Origin of the sequence: Crenobacter intestini, assembly GCF_004919095.1 — a bacterium.
Taxonomy (GTDB): Bacteria; Pseudomonadota; Gammaproteobacteria; order Burkholderiales; family Chromobacteriaceae; genus Craterilacuibacter; species Craterilacuibacter intestini.
Map to the genome: position 1 here is coordinate 173,374 of NZ_STGJ01000006.1, position 14,447 is coordinate 187,820.

11 protein-coding genes, 1 pseudogene and 1 riboswitch are annotated in these 14,447 nt (G+C 69.7%); of the genes and pseudogenes, 3 read left to right on the forward strand and 9 right to left on the reverse strand.

From position 1 onward, the window contains the following. Positions 1–129: 129 nt before the first annotated feature. Positions 130–3,441: a DUF748 domain-containing protein gene (locus E5K04_RS07160; protein ID WP_136552433.1), complete on the reverse strand. Its 3,312-nt coding sequence runs from the start codon at positions 3,439–3,441 to the stop codon at positions 130–132. 146 nt (positions 3,442–3,587) lie between these two features. On the opposite strand from E5K04_RS07160, the gene E5K04_RS16640 reads away from it, so the two are divergent. Further along, positions 3,588–3,752 carry a hypothetical protein gene (locus E5K04_RS16640; RefSeq protein WP_168929174.1) on the forward strand — a complete coding sequence of 55 codons (165 nt, stop codon included), beginning with the start codon at positions 3,588–3,590 and terminating at the stop codon, positions 3,750–3,752. A 29-nt stretch (positions 3,753–3,781) separates the two neighbouring features. Next, positions 3,782–5,131 carry a glutamine synthetase family protein gene (locus E5K04_RS07165; protein WP_136552435.1) on the forward strand — a complete coding sequence of 450 codons (1,350 nt, stop codon included), beginning with the start codon at positions 3,782–3,784 and terminating at the stop codon, positions 5,129–5,131. Between the two features lie 37 nt (positions 5,132–5,168). On the opposite strand, the gene E5K04_RS07170 is transcribed toward E5K04_RS07165, so the two are convergent. From E5K04_RS07170 to E5K04_RS07185, 4 genes are read right to left on the reverse strand one after another with little or no spacing between them, the layout of a single operon-like run. Beyond that, positions 5,169–5,687 (reverse strand): acyloxyacyl hydrolase, encoded by a 519-nt coding sequence (locus tag E5K04_RS07170; RefSeq protein ID WP_136552437.1) that lies wholly within the window; start codon positions 5,685–5,687, stop codon positions 5,169–5,171. A 22-nt stretch (positions 5,688–5,709) separates the two neighbouring features. Beyond that, positions 5,710–7,194 carry a DHA2 family efflux MFS transporter permease subunit gene (locus E5K04_RS07175; RefSeq protein WP_136552465.1) on the reverse strand — a complete coding sequence of 495 codons (1,485 nt, stop codon included), beginning with the start codon at positions 7,192–7,194 and terminating at the stop codon, positions 5,710–5,712. Positions 7,195–7,217: 23 nt separating this feature from the next. Continuing rightward, positions 7,218–8,405: an efflux RND transporter periplasmic adaptor subunit gene (locus E5K04_RS07180; protein WP_136552439.1), complete on the reverse strand. Its 1,188-nt coding sequence runs from the start codon at positions 8,403–8,405 to the stop codon at positions 7,218–7,220. Then, positions 8,405–9,802 (reverse strand): efflux transporter outer membrane subunit, encoded by a 1,398-nt coding sequence (locus E5K04_RS07185; RefSeq protein ID WP_168929175.1) that lies wholly within the window; start codon positions 9,800–9,802, stop codon positions 8,405–8,407. Before E5K04_RS07185 ends, E5K04_RS07180 begins: the two co-directional genes overlap by 1 nt. 128 nt (positions 9,803–9,930) lie before the next feature. On the opposite strand from E5K04_RS07185, the gene E5K04_RS07190 reads away from it, so the two are divergent. After that, complete coding sequence (locus E5K04_RS07190) at positions 9,931–10,317, forward strand: hypothetical protein (RefSeq protein WP_136552445.1); 387 nt, start codon at positions 9,931–9,933, stop codon at positions 10,315–10,317. A 72-nt stretch (positions 10,318–10,389) separates the two neighbouring features. On the opposite strand, the gene E5K04_RS07195 is transcribed toward E5K04_RS07190, so the two are convergent. The 4 genes and pseudogenes from E5K04_RS07195 to E5K04_RS07210 form a co-directional block, all read right to left on the reverse strand. Then, the gene (locus tag E5K04_RS07195) at positions 10,390–11,355 is read right to left on the reverse strand and encodes a DUF533 domain-containing protein (protein ID WP_136552447.1); all 966 of its coding nucleotides are present in this window, start codon (positions 11,353–11,355) and stop codon (positions 10,390–10,392) included. Positions 11,356–11,526: 171 nt separating this feature from the next. Beyond that, the gene (locus E5K04_RS07200; RefSeq protein WP_136552449.1) at positions 11,527–13,122 is read right to left on the reverse strand and encodes a Na+/H+ antiporter NhaC family protein; all 1,596 of its coding nucleotides are present in this window, start codon (positions 13,120–13,122) and stop codon (positions 11,527–11,529) included. 96 nt (positions 13,123–13,218) lie between these two features. Continuing rightward, a riboswitch (Lysine riboswitch) is annotated at positions 13,219–13,394 on the reverse strand. Between the two features lie 89 nt (positions 13,395–13,483). Then, positions 13,484–13,951, reverse strand: a complete 468-nt coding sequence (locus E5K04_RS07205; protein ID WP_136552451.1) for a CYTH domain-containing protein — start codon at positions 13,949–13,951, stop codon at positions 13,484–13,486. Between the two features lie 385 nt (positions 13,952–14,336). Beyond that, a pseudogene (locus E5K04_RS07210) lies at positions 14,337–14,447 on the reverse strand (IS110 family transposase); the annotation flags it as partial.

The following is a 14,447-nucleotide window of genomic DNA, read 5'->3' on the forward strand; positions in this document are numbered from 1 at the left end:
GCAGTCTCGCGCAGCGCCCCGCCGCTGGCAAGGGAAAACCCGGTGGAAATCCTGTGGAAAAAACGGCACAAAACCGCCATCGCCCGTGCCCGCTGGCTTCGGGCGATGGCGGCCTGTTGCGCGCACGCGTCAGCCGGCCACCGGCGCGCTCGCCTCCTGTGCGGGCGACGCCGCGCGGCCGGCCTCAAGCACCAGCGGCACGCCGTCCGCCCCCGCGCTGACAGCCTGCGCCCCTGCCTGCGTCACCCGGCCCGCCAGCGACGGGTCGGCCGCCAGCAGCGCGGCGCGCGCGGCGCGCGCACGCGCGTCGGCGAGCGACGTGAGCGAAGCGTCGTCGACGCGCTCGGAGGCGACCATCTCGTCAAGCAAGCTGCGGTAACGCGCGTCGTCGTCCGGCAGCTCGACGATGCGCTTCAAAAGCGCGACACGGCCTATCTTGTCCGCGTACACCGACTTGATCGCCGCGCGCTGCGCCGGATCGGACAGGTCCGGCACCGGCAAGGGTTCGCCCGCGGGCGGCGCGAAGCCCGCCGCGGTGAGCACCGCACGGTCGACGCGCGCACGCGCGAGCGCCACGCGGTCGGCCTTGGCGTCAAAGCCGCCGCCGATGGCGACCGTCAGCTGGCTGCGCCGCTCCAGCAGCTTCGCCAGCGTCGCGAGCTTCTCGCGCTCGGGCGGCGTCAGCGCCGCTTCGCCGGGCACCGCGTACACCTCGTCGAAACCCTCGCTGCCCATCAGCGCGGCGAGCGCCCGGAAAGGCGCGGTCGCCACCTTGACGATCACGTTGCGCACCGCCTGCCACACCAGGTGGCCGTAGCTGAACTTGGGGTCGTCCAGGCTGCCGCTGACCGGCAGGTCGAGGTCGATCACGCCGTCGGCGTCCTCGAGCAGGGCCACCGCGAGTTTCAACGGCAAGCGGGTGCCCTGGTAGTCCGGGATCTCCTCGCCAAGCTTCAAGGACTTGATGACCACCCGGTTGTCGGCGGTGAGCTTGCGCGCGTCGATCCGGTAGCCCAGGTCGACCGACAAGCGCCCGTCGTCGACCCGCCAGCCGGCGAAGTTCATCGAGTAGGGATTGAGGCTGCCGACCGGGATATTGCGGAAGGCGAGTTGCATGTCGAGGTCGTCGGTCACCGCGAAGGGCTGCAGGCGGCCGCGGATGCGCACGTCGCCATACTCGTCGACGTCGCCGTCGAACGACACGGTCGCGCGCCGCCCGGGCGTGCTCGTGAGGCCGAGCACGCTGCCGGACAGGTCGTGGATGCGGGTGCCGAACACCGGCTGCATGCCCAGGTCGGCAAATTCGAGCGCGCCGCCGCTCACCTGCAGCGTGCGCAGGTTGAAGCGGTAGGCGCCGCCCTTGCCCGCCGCTGGCGGCGTCTCCCCGCCGCTGCGCCCGGCAAACAGCTTCTCGACGTTGCTGCGGCGTTCCTTGTCGAGGATGAAGCGCGCGGTGGGCCGCGTGAGCCGCGCGCGCGCGATGCTGACGCCCTGCGCGTCGGCCTTCATCCCCTGCACGCCCAGGCGCTGCCACGCCAACAGCGGCTGGCGCTGGCCCGATTCGAGTATCCGCAGCGCATCGATACTGCCCGCGCCGCTCACCTGCCAGCGCGCGCCATTGAGCCTTGTGGCGAGGTCGGCCGATACGCTGCCTGCAGCGAGCGTGAGCGGCGTCCCGGCGAGCGCGTACGGCGCGAAGGGTTGCAGCGGCAGTGCGTCGGCGCGCACGCGGGCGTCAACGGTCTCGCCCGCCACACGGCCATCGACCGACAGCCGCCCTCGCCCGGCGCGCGCGTCGACGCGCGCGACGACGCCGTCGCCGTCGGGCGCTGCCTGCCCGGCGATATCGGTCAGCTCGAACACCACCGGCCGCGCGACGGTATCGTCCTGCCAGCGCACGCGGCTGTCCTCGAGCGTGACGGCAGGATAGCCAAGCTGCCACGCCGGCCCCGTCGCCTGGCCGGCTTTCGCGGCAGGGCTGGCTTTCGCGGATGGGCTGGCCGTCTCGAACACCCGCGCAGCCTCAAGCTGGCCGTCACGCAAGCGGCGCACGCGCGCGTCCAGCCCGGCAAGCGCAAGCGTGCCGAGCGACGCGCGCGCCCTGGCGCCGTCGACCACGCCGCCGGCAAGCGTCGCCCCGGCGAGCGTGAAGAGCGGCTCGGCACCCTCGCTGCCGACGCTCACCGCGCCCACCTGCCCGCCCGCCTCGTCGAGCGTGAAGCCGCCGCCCCTGTCCAGCCGGAAGCGGGCGGTGATCTCCGGCGCGCTCGCATTCACCTGCAAGGGCCGCACGAAACCGCGGTCGACCAGCGCGTAATGGGAGTCGGTCAGGCGGATTTTCTGCAGTTGTACCTGCCAGCCGTCCTTGGCCTGCCCCTTGTCCGCCTCGGCCGCCTCGCGCGCCGGCAGGGCCGCCAGCCAGTCGATCAGCCCGTCGCGCTTGCGCGTCGCGGCCAGGCGCAGGCTGTCGACACCGACCGCCTCGAAGCTGAGCGTACGCGCGGCCAGGTCCAGCGTGCCGCCGGAGAACGCAAGGCGGCCAAGCGCCAGTTCGCTGCGGGTTCCGGGCGCGGAGAGTTGCCAGTTGTCGAACGACACTGCCAAGGCCGAGAGCGCAAGCTCGGGCACGTCTTTCTTAAGCGAGAAGCGGTAAGCGGTGCTCGCCGAAACGCTGCCCGCTGGCGGCAAGGCCAGACGCAGGTGCGGCGCGAGCCACGGCCAGAACGACGCGGCCTTGAGCGCCGTGAGCGACAACTTGCCTTGCAGGTTCAGCGGCGAGAGCCCGCCGCTGCCCTGCCAGGCAAGGCGCGCGCCGTCCGGCAGCCGTGCGGCAAGCGAGACGCGGCCGTCGGCGCTTTCGGTCGACAGCTCGTGCACGGCGAGGGTCAAGCCTTGCGCGTCGAATTCGCGCAGGCTGCCCTGGCGGTCGATCAGGCGCAGCCGTCCCCCCGAGACCGAGGCGTCGGCCACCGTCAGCCGCAAGGGCTCTTTCGCCGCAGCGGGCTTCCCGGCCGGGCTCGCCGCCTGGGCGAAGCGCGCCCAGTTCCACTGCCCGTCAGCCGCGCGCTCGAGCGTGAGCGTGGGCTTGGCAAGCGTCAGTTCGGCCAGGTCGACGCGGCCGGTGACAAGCGGCCAGAACGCGACGCGCACCCGCGCGCGCTCGCCAGCGGCAAGCTCGGCGCCGCCGGCGTCGGCGAGCCGGTACGGGCCGACGGACGCCGCGAGCGCCCACGGCTCGATTTCGACTTCGCCCAGCGACAAACGGTAGCCGCGCGCCTGCGCCCACTCGCCTGCCTCGCGCGCGACCCAGCCAGGCGCAAGCCAGCGCGCGGCGGCCGCCAGCATCAGCAGCACCAGCAACAAGGCGAGCGCGCCCTGTCCCAGGCGGCGCCACGGGCGGCGGGGAGAAGATGGGGCTTGCTGCGGGTCGGGTGCGGTCATCGCGTGAGCTCCGGCGAGTGGTTCATGACAAAGTTACAACAACGATACACAAAGAAGTACGATGGACTTGCGGTGCGGCGACAATCGCATACGATGTGTGTGCCGAAAATTTTAAACGGCCCGATCATTTTAACAGGACAAACATCATGCCCCTGCTGGTTCCCTGGCCCGCCCCGCGCGAGACGCCCGGCAAAAGCCACGCCCTGAACGACGTACTCAACGACCGCCGCGCCTTCCTCGCGCTGGCCGGCCGCCGCCACGCCCTGGTCAGCCCTGCCCGACGCGACACCAGCTCGGGCGCGCACCCTTGATAGTGATAGATCGCCCCTCCGGAGTAACCATGAACGCAGAAGAACAAGCCCGCGCGATCAACGCGTGGCTGGACCAGAACCAGATCACCGAAATCGAATGCCTGATCCCGGACATGACCGGGCTCGCCCGCGGCAAGATCGTGCCGCGCCACAAGTACAACCCCGCCGAAGGGCTGCGCCTGCCCGAAGCCGTCCTCTCGATGACGGTCACCGGCGACTACCCCGAACAGGATTTCACCGCGGTCTCCGACCCCGACATGCGGCTGGTGCCCGACTTCGCGACGCTGCGCCCGGTGCCGTGGGAAAAGGAGCCGACCGCGCAGATCATCCACGACTGCTACAACTTCGACGGCACGCCGGCCGAGCTTGCGCCGCGCAACGTGCTCAAGCGCATCCTCAAGCTCTATGAAGACGAAGGCCTGAAGGCCGTCGTCGCCCCCGAGATGGAGTTCTACCTGGTCGAAGTGCAGGCAGACGAGGACATCCCGCTGTCGCCGCCGACCGGCCGCACCCGCCGCACCGAAGCCGGCCGCCAGAGCTTCTCGATCGACGCCGTCAACGAGTATGAAGGCATCTTCGACGTGATGTATGACTGGTGCGAGGCGCAGGGCATCCAGCTCGATACGCTGATCCACGAGATGGGCACCGCGCAGATGGAGATCAACCTCGACCACGGCGACCCGCTCGAGTTGGCCGACCAGGCCTTCCTGTTCAAGCGCACCGTGCGCGAGGTGGCGATCCGCCACAATATGTACGCGACCTTCATGGCCAAGCCGATGCAGGGCCAGCCGGGCAGCGCGATGCACCTGCACCAGAGCGTGGTCGACCTCGAAACCGGCCGCAACATCTTCTCGGACGAGGACGGCGGCCCGTCCGACGCGTTCTTCCACTTCATCGGCGGCCTGCAGACCTTCCTGCCGCCGGCGATGCCGTTCTTCGCGCCCTACGTGAACTCGTACCGCCGCCTGTCGCGCTACACCTCGGCGCCGATCAACCTGAGCTGGGGTTTTGACAACCGCACCTGCGGCCTCCGGGTACCGCACTCGGTGCCGCAGGCGCGCCGCGTCGAGAACCGGCTGGCCGGCGTCGACGTCAACCCCTACCTCGCGATCGCCGCCAGCCTCGCCTGCGGCTACCTGGGGATGAAACAGCGCGTACGGCCGGGCGAGCCCCTCACCGGCAGCGCGTACGAGCAGCCGCACCAGCTGCCGCGCCACCTGGACGACGCGGTCGACCTGTTGCGCGGCTGCGAGCCGCTGGCTGACGTGTTCGGCCGCCACTTCATCGAGACCTACGGCGCGATCAAGGAAGCCGAGTACCGCGAGTACTTCGACGTGATCAGCCCGTGGGAGCGCCGCTTCCTGCTGTTGCACGTGTAAACGGCACCACCCCGCCCGCACCTGCGGGCGGGACGCTTCAGAAGAAACGGCGGGCGAAGCCCAGCTCGATCAGGTCGAGCCCGTCGTTCGGCTTGCTCATGTCGGCCTGCGAGTAATGCAGGTAGCGCAGGACAAGGCGCCAGTCATCGAAATCGACGCCGGCGCCCAGCCTGTCCATGAACTGGAAGTGCTGGCCGAGGCCGACCGGCCCCAGGCGGTCGCGGCTGAACAGCGCGCCGCCGATGCCCGCCTCGACAAACGGCGTCGCCGTCTCCCCCGGGAAGCGCCACTGCAGCAGGGGCGAGAGCGTGGCGAGCCACGCCTGGTCGCTGTCCTGCCACACCCGCCCGACCGACCCTTCGGCCAGCAGCACGAGCTCGCTGCCGCCGGCAAACACATGCCGCCACGGCAGCTCGGTCGACAGCGCGACGCGCACGCTGCCCGCGCCGTGGCTATCGGAAAACGCACCGGCACCGGGCGCGACCTCGACAAAGGACGCGGCGCCGGCCGCGCCGCACAACAGCGTGGCGCACCAGGCCACGATATGGGCTTTCATGCTTGCCCCTCCGGGTTCAAGACTATTCCTTCGCCGCGAACGGCGGCCGCGCGAACCACACCAGCACGATCAGCAGCAGGAACAGGATGCTGAACAACCAGAATATATCGCCCGCCGACATGAAGTAGGCCAGTTGCGTGGCCTGCTGGTTGACCTCGGCCAGCGCCTGCGGCGACGTCGCGCCGCCCAGCGCCGCGCCCTGCTCGCGCCACAGCGCGTCGTACCGGCTGACCTTGTCGGTGAGGTCGCTGTGGTGGACCGTCGCCAGGTTGTCCCACCAGGTCGTCAGCAGCGACACGCCGACCGAACCTGACATGGTGCGCAAAAAGTTGCTCATGCTGGCGGCCGACGCCATGCGCTCGGGCGGCACCCGCGACAGAGTGATGGTGGTCAGCGGGATCAGGAAGCACGCGAGGCCCACCCCCTGCACGAACTGCGGCCAGGCGAGCCAGCCGAAGCTGATCGCCGGCGTGTAATGGGTGCGCCAGTAAAAGCACACCGCGAACACCGCGAAGGCGAACGTCACCAGGTAGCGCAGGTCGACCCGGTTTGCATAGCGGCCGATCATGGGCGCGAGCAGCACCGGCATCAGGCCGATCGGCGCGGTGGCAAGCCCGGCCAGCGTCGCCGTATAGCCCAGGTTCTCCTGCATCAAGAGCGGCAGCAACAGCACCGAGCCGAAATACATCAGGAAGCCCAGGCTGGTGCACAGCACGCCGACAGTGAAATTGCGGTCGCGGAACAGGTCGAGGTCGAGCACCGGGTAAGGCTCGTCGCGCTCCCAGACCAGGAGGGCGACGCCGCACACCGCCGCTACCAGCGCGAGCGCGACGATCTCGCCCGAATTGAACCAGTCTTTCTGGTTGCCAAGGTCGAGCATCACCTGCAGCGCCGAGACCGCCAGCACCAGCAGCGCCAGGCCCACCCGGTCGACCGGCAGCTGTTCGGTCGGCGTCTCGCGCCCCTTCAGCTGCCAGGCAGACAGGCCGATCACCAGCGCGCCGATCGGCACGTTGATGAAGAAGATGCCGCCCCACACCCAGTTGTCGGTGATCCAGCCGCCGAAGATCGGCCCGCAGATCGGCGCGATCACCACCATCATCGCCCACAGCGCGAGCGCCAGCCCCTGCTTCTCCTTCGGGTAGGTCGCCAACAGCAGGCTTTGCGAGAGCGGGATCAGCGGGCCGGCCAGCGCGCCTTGCAGCACGCGGCAGAAGATCAGGCTGTCGAGCGTCGGCGAGATGCCAGACAGAAAAGAAGTGGTCACGAAGCCGATGGTGGCCACCATGAACACGCGCACCTCGCCGAAGCGGCGCGCCACCCAGCCGGCGAGCAGCACCGAGATCGCGTTGGAGACGCCGAACGAAGTGATTACCCAGGTGCCCTCGGTGACCGACGCGCCCAAGTCGCCGGCGATGCTGGGCACCGCGACGTTGGTGATGGTGGTGTCGAGCACCTGCATGAAGGTCGCCAGCGCCAGCGCAACCGTCGCCCACACCCGGTTCATGCCTTCCAGCGGCGCGATACGGCTCACTGCTGCTCGCCCTTCTGCTGCAGGGTGTCGGCGATGATGGACTCGATGCGCGCATCAGCCCCAGCCAGTTGCGACGCGTACACGCTGGTCTGCGACACCGCCTGGCGCGGCGAGGCGGCCGGCGGCGCGAGCCGTGCGCCGCCGCGTTCGCGGGTGTCGACCGTCGCGTACATCGACAGGCCGACCTGCAGCGGGTGGTTTTCCAGGTCGGCGCGCTCGAGCACCACGCGCACCGGCAGGCGCTGCACCACCTTGATCCAGTTGCCGTTGGCGTTCTCCGGCGGCAGCAGGGAAAACACGCTGCCGGTGCCCGCCGCGAGGCCGGCGACGCGGCCGTGGTAGGTGACGCCGCTGCCGTAGGCGTCCGCCGTCAGCGACACCGGCTGGCCGACGCGCAGGTTGGCAAGCTGGGTCTCCTTGAAGTTGGCGTTCACCCACACCGAGCCCAGCGGCACGATCGCCATCAGCGGCGTGCCCGGCGCGACCTCGGTGCCGGCGGTGACCGAACGCTTGGCGATCAGCCCGCCGACCGGCGCGCGGATCTCGGTACGCGCGCGGCTCAGCCACGCCTCGCGCACGGCGTCGGCCGCTTCGCGCACCGCCGGGTAGTCGCGCACCGCACCGGCCGCCGCCTGCGCGCGTGCCGCCGCCTGCGCCGCGCGTGCCGCCGCCAGCGCGGCGTCGGCGACCAGCACGCCCTGCTCGGCGTGCGAAACGGCCTCGACCGACACCGCGTCTCCACCGGCGGCGACGCGCCGGCGCGCAAGGTCCGACCTGGCAAGCGCCAGCTGCGCCGCGCGGGCGCGCACCTCGGCCTCGGCCCGCGCCACGTCGGCCCGGCTGCTGCCGGCGCCCTGCACCGCGCGCGCGAGCGCCGACTCGGCCTTGCCAAGCGCGATGCGCGCGTCGCTGTCGTCCAGCCGCGCGAGCAGTTCGCCCGCGGCGACCCGGTCGGTATCGTTGACGTAGACGGCGGTCACCACGCCCGGGACGCGGCTGTTGACCTGGCTGACGAAGCCGTCGACGTAGGCGTCGTCGGTGCTCGCCTGAAAGCGCAGTACCAGCGCCCACCACGCGAGCACGCCGGCGCCGGCCAAGAGCAGCAGCAGCACGAACAGCCACAGGGTACGGCGCCGGCGCGCCGGGTTGACCGCGCGCGCGGGCGTGGCGGGGGTATCGGACATCAGGGTTTCTCCGCAGGGGATTCGGGGACTTCGCCCAGCGCGCGCACCAGCGCAAGCTGGGCCTGCAATCGTTCGCCGCGCACGGACAGCCATTTCTGGCGGGCGGACAGCGCGCCTTCGGCGGCCGCGAGCGCGTCGTCGCGCGCGGCCAGGCCGGCGGCAAACAGCACTTCTGCCGCACGCGCCTGCTGCTGCGCGCCGCGCGCCGCGTCGGCCGCGGCGGCGTCGGCGCGGGCCGCCGCCTGCGTCTTGGCCAGCGCGCTCGCGCACTGGCCGGCGACGTCAAGCAGGGTCTGGTTGTACTGGCCGACGGCCGCCGCGTACGCCGCCTGTTCGGCGTCCAGCCGTCCCTGCAGGCCACCGGCACGGTACAAGGGCAAGGACAGCGCAGGGGTAACGCCCAGCTCGCGCGAGGCGGCGTCAAACAGCGTCGCCGGGTTGAGCGAGGTCAGCCCCAGCAGCAAGGACAGGGAAAGGTCGGGGTAAAAATCGGCCCGTGCGGCGCGCACCCGGTGCGCGGCGGCCTCGACGCCCTGCCGCGCGGCCGCCAGCTCCGGCCGGCGGCTGATCGCGGAGAGCGACAGGCCCGCCGTATCGAGCGTCCACTCGGGCCACGCGGTGGGCGTATCGGCGGGGATGGCCGGGAGCGGCTGCACGGTCAGCGCGGCAAGCGCGGCGCGGGTAGCCGTCACCTCGCCGTCCCACGGCGCAAGCGACGCTTCGGCCGCGGCCAGCGACGCGCGCGTACCAGCAAGCGACGCGGGGTCGGACAAGCCCGCCTTCACGCGCCACTGCACCTGCTTGTCGCGGGATCGCGCCAGCGCCACCGCCTCGGCAGCGAGCGCCTGCTGCGCCTTGGCGACGCGCAGCGCGAGGTACTGTGCAGTGACCTCGGCGCTCAACCACTGGCGGGCGAGTTCGGCGTCGAAGCGGGCGGCGGCCACCTGGCCTGCCTCGGCGGCCACCCGTTCGCTGACCTGCCCCCACAAGTCGACCTGCCAATCGAGCTTGAGCCCGATCTCTTCCAGCGTCTGCCAGCTGCCGCCGATCGGCGGCGGGTAGATGCTGTCGGCCGAATAGCGCTGCCGGTTGCGCGAATACGCGAAGCCGACATTCGGCCCGCCGCCGGCCGCCGCGACCGCCCGCCCGGCCTCGGCAGCGCGCACCTTGGCGTCGGCCAGCGTGAGCCTGGGGTTGGCCGCGAGCGCCTGCGCGACGAGCCTGTCCAGCGCCGGGTCACCCAGCGCCCGCCACCAGGCGCCGGCGGCGAACGCGGGCGCACGCGCTTCGGTCAGCCCCAGCGCCTGTGGCGAGAGCGTGGCCGGCGGCGTCGACAGCTCGGCACAGCCGGCTAGCAACACGGCGATCAGCGGTGAGAGCCGCAGCATGCAATGCATATGGCAATTCCGGTTTGGTTTTGCATTCCCACATGGTAGAAAAAGGATGTGTGTTTGCCAGAATGCCCCCTTGCAGCGGAAGGCCGGTGCCGCCATCTAGGGCAGGACATGCAAGAAAGGACAGCAAGATGGGACTGAGCTGGATCACCGTACTGAAGGCGGTGCCGTGGACCGAGGTGGTGCGCAACGCGCCGGCGGTCGCCGAGGGCGCGCGCAAGCTGTGGGAGAGCGCGCGCAAGAAGGCGCCGCCGCCCGCCGCCCCCGAGCCGGCCGCCGCGCCCGCCCCCGCCGGCGCAGAGGAAGACCCGCTCGCGCCGCGCGTAGCCGCCTTGCAGGCGCAGAACGACGAATTGCGGCGGCAGATGGCCGAGTCGGGCGAGCTGATCAACGCGCTGGCGAGCCAGAATACCGAGCTGATCCGCCGCGTCGACGCGCTGCAAAAGCGCCAACGCCAGCTCGCCCTCGCGCTGGCGGTGCTCGCGCTGATCATCATCGGCGTCGCCGCCCGCCTTTAGCCCGCGGCAAGCAACCATGCAAAAGCCGCCCATCCAGGGCGGCTTCTTGTTGCAGAGGCGTGATGCCGTCGCCTACACGCGGCCGCGCACCATCTCCATCACGCGGGCGGCATCCAGATGCTTCGCCTCGTCCTGGATCTGCGGCAAATACTGCGTTTGCAGGGACTTGGCCTCGCCCAGCAGGCCCTGGAAGCTCTGCTGCAACACCCCCGCGCTCATCTGCCGCCCGCCCGCGTAGTAGCGGCGCGCGACCTGGCCCAGCGCCCAGGTGCTGGCGAACGAGAACGCCATGCCGGTGCCGGCGCTGCCCAGCGCCTTGCCCCACTTGCCGGCGGCCTTGCCCAGCAAGCCGCCGACCAGCTTGCGGCCGAACTGTTCGAGGTACTGCGAGGTCAGGCCGACGCCGACCGTCGACAGGAATTCGCGGATATGGCCCTGGTCAAGCTCGTAGCCGTAGCGCTTGCCGATGCCGTACACCAGCCGGATCTGCAGCGGGATGATCGCGACCGACGCCCACGACTGCGGCAGCAACTCGAGCGCGCCGTTGATCACCGACGCGCGCACGATGCTGCGGTCAAGCTCTGCCTCGTCGATGGCGGATTTCTCGTGCGGCCGCGCCGCCTGCGGCGGCAGCTCGACATTCAGCGGCGCGGCGCCGACGCCGGCCGCGGCAATCGCGTCCGCCTGCGCGGCGAGCCCGGCGCTGCCTTGCGCGTCCAGCCCGAGCAGGCCGGCGAGGCGCGCAAGGAAGGCCTTTTCGCGCGCGTCGGTCACGCCGTCGGCGTCGCACACGCATACCGCCATCTCGTACGCGAAGCTCTTCGCCTCGGCACTGTTAAGCCTCGCGCACACCTCCTCCAGCGTCACCCGCTTGAACAGCACGTCCTGGTAGAGCCGCGCGATGTCGCCGCTGTCGGCGCCGCCCAGCGAAGACGCGAGCGCCTTCAGGTGGTCGCGCTCGCGCTCGTCGTTGCGGCCGTCCGCAAACGCGGCCATCAGCGCGACGGTCAGTACGGCTTCCTGTGTTGCAAAGTCCATATGTTCTCCCTGCCATCGTTTCTATATGACATAGGCAGCATCATTCTCCTTTGGTTCCCGCAAGTCAAAGAGCAGGCACTAGCCAATTTCCTTTTTTGGGGAATCTGCCCTGCGCGTAAAAAAACCGCCCCCTATCAGGGGCGGTTTGCTTGGCGAGGTTCAGCCGGCCGTTCAGGACACCGCCGGCACGGCCGCCGGCACCGGCGCGCGGCGGGCCAGCCACAGCTTCAGAAGCGGCAGCGCCAGCGCGAACCACAGCGCGCACACCGCGAGGCCCGCCCACACCGACAGGGTCGCGCCCAGCGCGAGGTAGCCCGCGAACGAGCCGCCCGCCACCAGCAGCGCGTACGGCAGCTGGGTCAGTACATGGTCGATGTGGTGGCAGCCCGCGCCGGTCGACGACAGGATGGTGGTGTCCGAAATCGGCGAGCAATGGTCGCCGAACACCGAGCCTGCCAGCACGGCGGACAGCGACGGCAGCAAGAGCGCAGGCTCGGCCGCCATCACCAGGTCCGCGCCCAAAGGCAGCATGATGCCGAAGGTGCCCCAGCTGGTACCGGTCGAGAACGCCATCGCGCCGGCCAGCACGAAGAGCACCGCGGGCAGCAGCCACACCGGCATCGCCAGCTCAGCCATCGACGCCAGGTACTTGCCGGTCTCCACGTCGCGGATCACCGCGGCGATCAGCCACGCCAGAAGCAGGATGCGCAGCGCCGGCCACATGGCGGACACGCCGTGTCGTACCACCGACAGCCACTCGCGCTCGGGCAGGCCAAGCTGCACGGCGAGCACGCCGGCGACCAGCAGCGCACACAGCGCGCCGCCGACCAGCGACAGCCCGACGTTGGTGTTCTCGAACGCGCCCAGCACGCTGAAGGCCGCGCCGCTGCCGGCCAGCGCCTCGGCGCCGGTGGCGACCATGAAGTAGACGGTCGCGAGCACCAGCGTCGCGATCGGCAGCACCAGGTCGCGCACCCGGCCCGCACAGGCAGGCGTAAGCGACTCGGTCGCCCCCGGCGGCGTACCCTTGGCCGCGTCGTAAAGCTCGCCCTCTGCGGCGTCCGCCTCGTGGCGCGCCATTGGCCCGAAGTCGAGTTCCCACGCGATCACCGCGACCACCATCGCCAGCGTGAACAGCGCGTAGAAGTTCATCGGCACCATCGCGACAAAGGCGGACAAGGGGCTCAGGTCGTTCACGCCGTGCGCGACCAGGATGCCACCGATCACCGCGACGATATACGCGCCCCACGACGAGACCGGCATCATCACGCACACCGGCGCGGCGGTCGAATCGAGCAGGTAGGCGAGCTTGGCGCGCGAGATGCGGTAACGGTCGGTCACCGGGCGGCAGATGGTGCCGGCGGCGAGGCTGTGGAAGTAGTCGTCGATGAAGAACAGGAACACCAGCAGGCCGGTCGCCCACTTGGCCTGGCGGCGGCTGCGGATTCGCTGCTGCGCCCACAGCGCGAAGGCGTGGCTGCCGCCGGTGAGCGCCATCAGCGCGATCAGCGCGCCCAGCAGCAGCAGGAACAGCAGGATGTTGACACTGCCCCAGTTGGGCGCACCGTCGCTCCACACGATCGCGAGCGCACTCTGCCCGAGGTAACGCAGCGCGAAGGGGATGTCGCCGCCGGTCAGCAGCAAGGCGCCGGCGACAATGCCCAGGCCCAGCGACAGCACCACGCGGCGGGTGGTCACCGCCAGGACGACGGCGATCAGGGGCGGCAGCACCGCCCACAGGGAATCGGAATAACGAATCAGGTCCATGATCTCTTTCACCTTTAGGATTCAGGCGGAGATCTACCGAGAAGAACAGAAGGCATGACAACGGACGCACGTAGCGCGTCTGAACGAGACTTCCACCCTTTCAGTAGCGCTCCATAGTTTGCTCAGACTATGGCAGTGACGACCCTGTTCAGGCCGCCCCCAGCGCCCGCACCCGACGGTGCAGACGCTTCGGCGCCGACCCCTTTTGGCGACGATCGGCGGGTTCCCCCTCCTGTCGCGGACTCTTGGCCGGCGCAACCTCTACTTAAAAGTTGCCGGACCATTATTCATTGCGAGCACGTACTATGCAAGAAGTTTATGCCTGCAACACATTCCACTCCTGCGGCAAACGCGCAGCCGCTTACCAGCGGCTAAACGGCTGCTTCATCAGCACCGCGTTGTAGTAGCGCGCGTCGCCGGTCACCTCCTCGCCCAGCCACGCCGGCCGCTCGAAGGCCTCGTCTTCGCTCGAGAGCTCCACCTCGGCGAGGACGAGGCCCGCGTTCTCGCCGAAGAACTCGTCGACCTCGAACACATGGCCGCCTGCGGGCACCCGGTGGCGCAGCTTGTCGATCACGCCCGGCTCGCACAGCGCGAGCAGCGCCTCGGCGTCGGCAAGCGGGATCGCCTGCTCCCACTCGTAACGGGCGACCCCGGTCTCGTTGCCGATGCCCTTGATGGTCAGATAGCCCTGGCTTCCCTTGATGCGCACGCGCACAGTGCGCTCGGGCACCGAGCAAAGATAACCCTGAGTGATGCGCTCGGCGCCGACCGCCTCGCCGCGAAACTCACCCGCCACCCGAAACTTGCGTTCAATTTCCTGCGCCATGCCTTACCCTCCTGTCTGTTTGCCTGCGTGGCAGCATAACAAATGCGCGCGGGCTTATGGCGGGCACGCAGGGTGATTAAACCACTGCCTGCGGCGGACACCGTGCGACAACAAAAATCTATGGTCAGCCTGAACTTTGCAAGGACAGAATCGTGGTGAACAATGACAGGGAAGGCTTGCTCTAATCTATCCGGATTCCTGATGGGCCGCTAAGCCCGATCCATGATGTGAGCCGCTCCTGACGGTCCTCAAAAAGCGCTCAGTCTCGAAGACTGTTTTTTGTGCCAGGTTGTCCGTCAGGCCGTGGGCCGGTTGTCGTCATCAGTGTCTGTCGTCGCAATAGCAGGCTTTCACTCACCGCCGGGGTCCTCCCGGCGGTTTTTTTTCAATTCACGGCACGGGGCTGGGGGCGATAATCGCCGCCTTTGGCGAGAATCGCCCACACGACCCGTGCCAGCTTGTTGGCCAGCGCACAGGCCACGATATTGCCGTGGCG

What these genes read in the sequence shown, in the direction of transcription:
- E5K04_RS07200 (WP_136552449.1), bottom strand. Translation starts at nt 13,122, where the DNA reads ATGGACCTGATTCGTTATTCCGATTCCCTGTGGGCGGTGCTGCCGCCC.
- E5K04_RS07180 (WP_136552439.1), bottom strand. Translation starts at nt 8,405, where the DNA reads ATGTCCGATACCCCCGCCACGCCCGCGCGCGCGGTCAACCCGGCGCGC.
- E5K04_RS16640 (WP_168929174.1), top strand. Translation starts at nt 3,588, where the DNA reads ATGCCCCTGCTGGTTCCCTGGCCCGCCCCGCGCGAGACGCCCGGCAAA.
- E5K04_RS07165 (WP_136552435.1), top strand. Translation starts at nt 3,782, where the DNA reads ATGAACGCAGAAGAACAAGCCCGCGCGATCAACGCGTGGCTGGACCAG.
- E5K04_RS07205 (WP_136552451.1), bottom strand. Translation starts at nt 13,951, where the DNA reads ATGGCGCAGGAAATTGAACGCAAGTTTCGGGTGGCGGGTGAGTTTCGC.
- E5K04_RS07160 (WP_136552433.1), bottom strand. Translation starts at nt 3,441, where the DNA reads ATGACCGCACCCGACCCGCAGCAAGCCCCATCTTCTCCCCGCCGCCCG.
- E5K04_RS07190 (WP_136552445.1), top strand. Translation starts at nt 9,931, where the DNA reads ATGGGACTGAGCTGGATCACCGTACTGAAGGCGGTGCCGTGGACCGAG.
- E5K04_RS07175 (WP_136552465.1), bottom strand. Translation starts at nt 7,194, where the DNA reads ATGAACCGGGTGTGGGCGACGGTTGCGCTGGCGCTGGCGACCTTCATG.
- E5K04_RS07170 (WP_136552437.1), bottom strand. Translation starts at nt 5,687, where the DNA reads ATGAAAGCCCATATCGTGGCCTGGTGCGCCACGCTGTTGTGCGGCGCG.
- E5K04_RS07185 (WP_168929175.1), bottom strand. Translation starts at nt 9,802, where the DNA reads ATGCATTGCATGCTGCGGCTCTCACCGCTGATCGCCGTGTTGCTAGCC.
- E5K04_RS07195 (WP_136552447.1), bottom strand. Translation starts at nt 11,355, where the DNA reads ATGGACTTTGCAACACAGGAAGCCGTACTGACCGTCGCGCTGATGGCC.